Below are 1,255 nucleotides of genomic sequence, written 5' to 3'. Positions count from 1 at the left end.
ATCGCCAGACGAAGTCAGGCTCCCACAAAACCCGGTGCACGCACCCAGCCCCGTAGGAGCTCGACTTGTCGGGCGATCAGACTACTCCTACCGGGCGATCAGAACGTCTACTAGCAATTACCCTCGGAGCCCCAGGGCGCTCAAACAACCACCTGATCACCCGCATCCGGCGTTAACCAACGGGCATCCCAAAAGCTGTAATCGCCAATCTGATTAACCAACCCAGCCCTCAGCGGATTCGCAACGATATAACGCGCAGTATCCCGCACGCCTTCCTCCTCGCGTATCAACCTATCATGAAAGCCCCGCTGCCAAATCGGCTTGCCCAACGCCAACGACACATACGATTTATACAGCTTTACCGCCTGCGAAAGGTCGCCCTCTAACGCCAGCAACCAATGCACATGATCAGGCATCACCACATAAGCCCAAGTCGTCGCGTGCTGGCACACGGAAGATTGAGAAAAAGCCCGCGCCGCCGCACAACCATAGGTAAAATCGCGAAAATAAGGCGTTCGCTCAGCCGTCACTATCGTTATTAAATAAAAGTGCCCCGGCAAACACCGCCTACCCATCCTCAACGCATGACCGCGTGGCATCACCGCTCCTCCTTGAACAATATGTTATTACCCTGCACCAGCCCCCGTAGGATCCCGACTTATCGGGTGATCAGGCTATTTATCAGCAATTACCTACGGAGCCTCAATCCTTGCTGATCGCGCAATGAATTGAACTCCTACGGGGCGGTCAGGCCATCTATAGGTATAATTCACGACGGTGCCTTCGTGCTAGCCTAAAGGTATGCACCATTTTCAGTGGGAGGGCTAAACATGCGAACCACCTATGATGAGGCGGATGATATTTTAGTTGTGCATCTCTCCGATAAACCAATCGCAAAAGAAGTTTCGCAAGATTGGAATACGTACATTAGCTACGCAGAAGATGGCACTATCATTGAAATTGTTATCTTGGAAGCATCGAAGCAAGGAGCTTGGCCGTTGTTACGCAGTGACGCGGCATAACGCCTGCAGACATCCCTTGTAAGAGCCCGACTTGTCGGGCGATCAGACTACCTACAAGCGTTTACCTTCGGCGCCCTGATGATTGCTGATCGCGCAATGAATTGCGCTCCTACCGGGCGATCAGGCCACCTGCTGGCATTCACCCTCGGCGCCTCGAAGCCATCCAGTTTTTTGTAAGAGCCCGATTTATCGGGCGATCAGACTACCTACAAGCATTCACCCCCGGCGCCTCG

General features: G+C 53.4%; 2 protein-coding genes. One reads left to right on the top strand and one right to left on the bottom strand.

What is annotated here, in order from left to right; genetic code table 11:
* Nucleotides 1-140 precede the first annotated feature (140 nt).
* On the bottom strand, nt 141-599 hold the full coding sequence (locus BLR97_RS19490) for an REP-associated tyrosine transposase (protein ID WP_089708594.1): 459 nt from the start codon (nt 597-599) through the stop codon (nt 141-143).
* Nucleotides 600-830: 231 nt separating this feature from the next.
* On the opposite strand from BLR97_RS19490, the gene BLR97_RS19485 reads away from it, so the two are divergent.
* Entirely contained in the window at nt 831-1,022 is a 192-nt protein-coding gene (locus BLR97_RS19485; protein ID WP_089708592.1) for a DUF2283 domain-containing protein, read from the top strand.
* The last annotated feature ends 233 nt before the right edge of the window (nt 1,023-1,255 follow it).

Source organism: Vreelandella arcis, assembly GCF_900103865.1.
In the GTDB taxonomy this organism is placed as follows: domain Bacteria; phylum Pseudomonadota; class Gammaproteobacteria; order Pseudomonadales; family Halomonadaceae; genus Vreelandella; species Vreelandella arcis.
This window is presented reverse-complemented; position numbering and strand designations above follow the sequence as displayed.

Bases quoted from the DNA above. Each gene is read 5' to 3' on its own strand.
- BLR97_RS19490 (WP_089708594.1), bottom strand. From the start codon at position 599: ATGCCACGCGGTCATGCGTTGAGGATGGGTAGGCGGTGTTTGCCGGGG.
- BLR97_RS19485 (WP_089708592.1), top strand. From the start codon at position 831: ATGCGAACCACCTATGATGAGGCGGATGATATTTTAGTTGTGCATCTC.